This window comes from Candidatus Poribacteria bacterium, from assembly GCA_021162805.1.
In the GTDB taxonomy this organism is placed as follows: domain Bacteria; phylum Poribacteria; class WGA-4E; order B28-G17; family B28-G17; genus JAGGXZ01.
Map to the genome: position 1 here is coordinate 1 of JAGGXZ010000013.1, position 3,706 is coordinate 3,706.

General features: G+C 52.3%; 5 protein-coding genes. 2 read left to right on the top strand and 3 right to left on the bottom strand.

The features are described 5' to 3' along the window. The 3 genes from J7M22_00960 to J7M22_00970 all read right to left on the bottom strand — a co-directional run. A partial coding sequence (locus tag J7M22_00960) for a DUF1449 family protein (GenBank protein ID MCD6505169.1) occupies positions 1–400 on the bottom strand: 400 nt, incomplete at its 3' end. A gap of 3 nt (positions 401–403) precedes the next feature. After that, positions 404–832 (bottom strand): PspA/IM30 family protein, encoded by a 429-nt coding sequence (locus tag J7M22_00965; GenBank protein MCD6505170.1) that lies wholly within the window; start codon positions 830–832, stop codon positions 404–406. A gap of 30 nt (positions 833–862) precedes the next feature. Next, the gene (locus J7M22_00970) at positions 863–1,693 is read right to left on the bottom strand and encodes a type III pantothenate kinase (protein ID MCD6505171.1); all 831 of its coding nucleotides are present in this window, start codon (positions 1,691–1,693) and stop codon (positions 863–865) included. A gap of 214 nt (positions 1,694–1,907) precedes the next feature. Between J7M22_00970 and J7M22_00975 the strand changes: the two genes are divergently transcribed. Both J7M22_00975 and J7M22_00980 read left to right on the top strand, forming a co-directional pair. Further along, complete coding sequence (locus J7M22_00975; protein MCD6505172.1) at positions 1,908–3,224, top strand: FAD-dependent oxidoreductase; 1,317 nt, start codon at positions 1,908–1,910, stop codon at positions 3,222–3,224. A gap of 36 nt (positions 3,225–3,260) precedes the next feature. Beyond that, on the top strand, positions 3,261–3,542 hold the full coding sequence (locus J7M22_00980; GenBank protein ID MCD6505173.1) for a 4Fe-4S dicluster domain-containing protein: 282 nt from the start codon (positions 3,261–3,263) through the stop codon (positions 3,540–3,542). Positions 3,543–3,706: the final 164 nt, after the last annotated feature.

The window sequence follows — 3,706 nt, forward strand, 5'->3', positions numbered from 1 at the left end:
CCCCGATGGCGAACAACTTGACCAGCCCGAGTGAGATCAGCGCTGATATGAAGGCGGAAACGAGAAATATAGGCGGCGGATATAGGCCGAGCCCTCTTTTGAGGGCGTAATTGAATGTTATCCCCTCGATACCCCACGAGATCACGAAAAGCGCCAACAGCATGGTCAGTGGGATGCCCCGGATATTGAGCAGATTTAACACCGCGGCGATAAACCTATGTTTACAAACATCCTCGCCCGATTCGTCATCCATGTCGATGGCGATATCCCCTATCTCCGTCCCCGTTCCGTTCCCCCAGCTCAGTCCCGTCAGATGCAAGATGATATACACGACCACCAGAAAGAGCGGGATGATGAAAGGGAGATTATACCAGGCGAAAAAGCCGAGGAGCCATTCCAAACCTCATCCCCCCTTTACCTCCATCATCGCCTCAACCTGTGCTTCCAGCTCCTCTATGCGTGAGACCAATCTATCGTATTCCTTGAAGGCAGGCGGCACATCGAGCGATACGGTCGATGGGGCGAATTCTAAAACCTTCGCTCTGGCTTCCAGGCGTTTGAGATCATCTTTGAGTTTCATGGCGTTGAGGCGATGCTCGTCGAGTTGCTCTCTGTATCTCCTTTCCATTTCCAAGATGCTTTCCTTTTTCCTGAGAGCTTCTCTGGCCAGCTTCTCATCGCCCGATTTCAACGCCGAGATCGCCCTCAACCGCCACGCCTCTGCTTCATCCCTAAGGCGGTTGGCTTTTTTCTCCAGAAGATGAAGATCAGCCAACACCCTAACAACGGATCTTCTCAGCTCGGCCAGCTTTTGCCGAATATCCTCCCTCACGTATATCCCTCCTCATCAAATACAATTATATCACAACGACGGGCGAATTGAAAATGAATTTTTCGGGGGGAAATCGCGATTATGTCCCATGACCCTCTCGTAGGCAATCCTCAGCCCCTTCAAAGTAAGATCCAGATCGACAACCTCTATCAGGTCGGAGAAGTTAGCGATGAGCCTCGCTAACCCACCGGTGGCTATGATCTTCGGACGGGGTTCGCCGCGGCGGACCATCTCGTCCGATATCTGACGGATGATCTCCTCAGTTTGGCCGAGGAACCCGTAGAAGAAGCCGGATTGTATCGATGTTATCGTATCATCCCCTATGGGCGAGATGGGTTTCTTCAGTTCAACCTTAGGAAGTTTAGCCGCCCGGCTGAAAAGGGCCTCCATCGAGATTCCGATCCCGGGGGCGATAGCACCTCCCAGGTATTCACCCGCCGATGAGATGGCGTCGAAAGTGGTGGCGGTACCGAAATCCACCACCACGCACGGCCCACCGTGTTCCTCAAAAGCGCCTATGGCGTTGACGATCCTATCGGCCCCGACCTCAGAGGGGTTTTTAACCTTAAAGTCGAGACCCAAATCGAGCTGAGCGGTCACCACCACGGGTTCCTCCTTCAGATATCTGATCGACATCTCGACCATGTTCGGCAGCACCGCTGGCACGACAGAGGAGATGATAACCCCATCCACCGAATCCATATCTATCCTCTCAAGCTTGAAGAAAAAGTTGATCAGCGCTCCGTATTCATCTGCCCGTCGACCGTTATCGGTGGATATCCGCCAGCTATGGATCAGTCGTCTGCCCTCGAAAACACCTATAACCGTGATCGTATTGCCTATATCTATGGTCAGAAGCATCTTCGCCTCCATAGCAACAGGATATCCCGCATACGAGTGAAAAAGCCTCTTCCCGATAGGCTCCTTGCTTCAATTATACCAACTTATTCTGAATAGGACAAGACGCAGAAGCCGAGCAATTCAATTTGACTGGAGATGATGCGACACTTGACACACCGCTTACCCGGGGTGGTATAATAATGGCGCTTGAAATCCACACCGGAGAGCTGAGTTTATGGAGGAAAAGGTCAAGGTAGATCTGATCGTCGTCGGTGGAGGTCCGGCCGGATTGATGGCCGCCGCAGTGGCCGCAAAAGAGGGACTTGATGTGGTGGTTGTGGAGAGAGGTGAATACTCCGGCGCCAAGAACGTCGGCGGCCTGCTTTACGGGACGATCCTTAGTGAACTGATACCCGATTTCCATGAACGTGCTCCGATAGAGAGATTCGTCTCGAAGAGAATCTTAACCTTCCTCACCCCCGATAAACACATCTCACTGAGCTTTGGATCGGATGAGTGGGCCAAACCTCCATTCAACAACACCTACATCGTTCACCGGTCGCAGTTCGACAGGTGGCTCGCCGAAGAGGTGGAGGAAATGGGAGCTACCTTGCTGGATGGAACGGTCGTGGACGATCTGATCTATGACGAGGATAAGGCGATTGGAGTCAGAATCAGGGGCGAGGAAGAGGAGGAGTTCTTCTCAGATGTGGTCATACTGGCCGACGGTGCTAATCCCTTGGTCACCGAATCGGCGGTCGAGAAATTGGGGATGAGAAAGGGGAAGAAGGAACAGCAGTACGCCATCGGGGTCAAAGAGATCATCGCTCTGCCGAGGGAAAAGATAGAGGACAGGTTCAACCTAGATGGCAATGAAGGAGCAGCATTGGATTTCTTCGGGGCGCCGTTCGAAGGGCTGGTCGGCGGAGGGTTTATCTACACCTGCAAGGAGACCCTCTCGATAGGTGTCGCGGCCAAATTGGAGACGATGGTCCAGGCGAAGATGAACCCGAACGATCTGATCGAGGGCTTTAAGAGACATCCCTTCGTCAAAAAGCTGATAGAGGGAGGTGAACTCCTGGAGTACTCCGCACATCTGATCCCGGAAGGCGGCCGAAAAGCCGTTCCACAGCTATCGGCAAACGGGGTGATGATCGTCGGCGACGCGGCCGGATTTGTTAACGCCTCACTTTACAAGGAGGGTACCAACCACGCGATGGAATCCGGTAGATACGCCGGGCTGACGGCGGCTGAAGCCAAAGGAAAAGGGGATTTCTCGCGCCAAACCCTTTCCGAATACGAGAGGAAGCTCTCACAGGGCGTTGTGATGAAGGATCTCGAAAAGTATGAGAGATTCCCGGAGATACTGGACACAACTCCTGAGATCCTCTCCCTCTATCCGAAGAAAATCGTCGATACGATGGTGAGTTTCTTCTCGGTAACCGGCGAGCCTAAGTCTGAGATACAGAAAAGGGCTATCAAGGAGTTCTTCAGGGGGTTACCGAAACTCAAGCTGATCGGTCATCTGCTTAAAGCCAAAAAGTTGATCTGATCGCTGTGAGGTGAAGACGTGGGGGATATATTGGAGCTGACGCTCGAGGATAAGCTTTACAGAACCAGATATGAACCTGATCCGGATAACCCTCATATCGAGGTCGATCAGAAGCTATGTGCCGCATGTCGTGATAGGCCATGTCTGTTTATCTGCCCAGCTCAGGTGTATAAAACCGACCCCAACGATGAATCGAGGATCATAGTCTCCCATGAGAACTGTCTTGAATGCGGCACATGTCGCAAGATCTGTCCCCAGGGAGCTATAAAATGGAGATTCCCCGACGGGGGAATGGGAGTTAAATACAGATTCGGATGAGGAAACGGAGGATCGAACTATGCTCTATAACTCGATTGTTATCGTAAGGGAGATATGGGACACGAGGGATCTAGTGGGAAGCATCGTCGAGGAAGGCAAGATCAGAGAGGATAAGCTCACGACGAGGTTTGAACCGGAGGATCTAAACGCCCTGGAGATGGCGC

Coding starts and splice junctions, on each gene's coding strand:
- J7M22_00975 (MCD6505172.1), top strand. CDS start 1,908: ATGGAGGAAAAGGTCAAGGTAGATCTGATCGTCGTCGGTGGAGGTCCG.
- J7M22_00970 (MCD6505171.1), bottom strand. CDS start 1,693: ATGCTTCTGACCATAGATATAGGCAATACGATCACGGTTATAGGTGTT.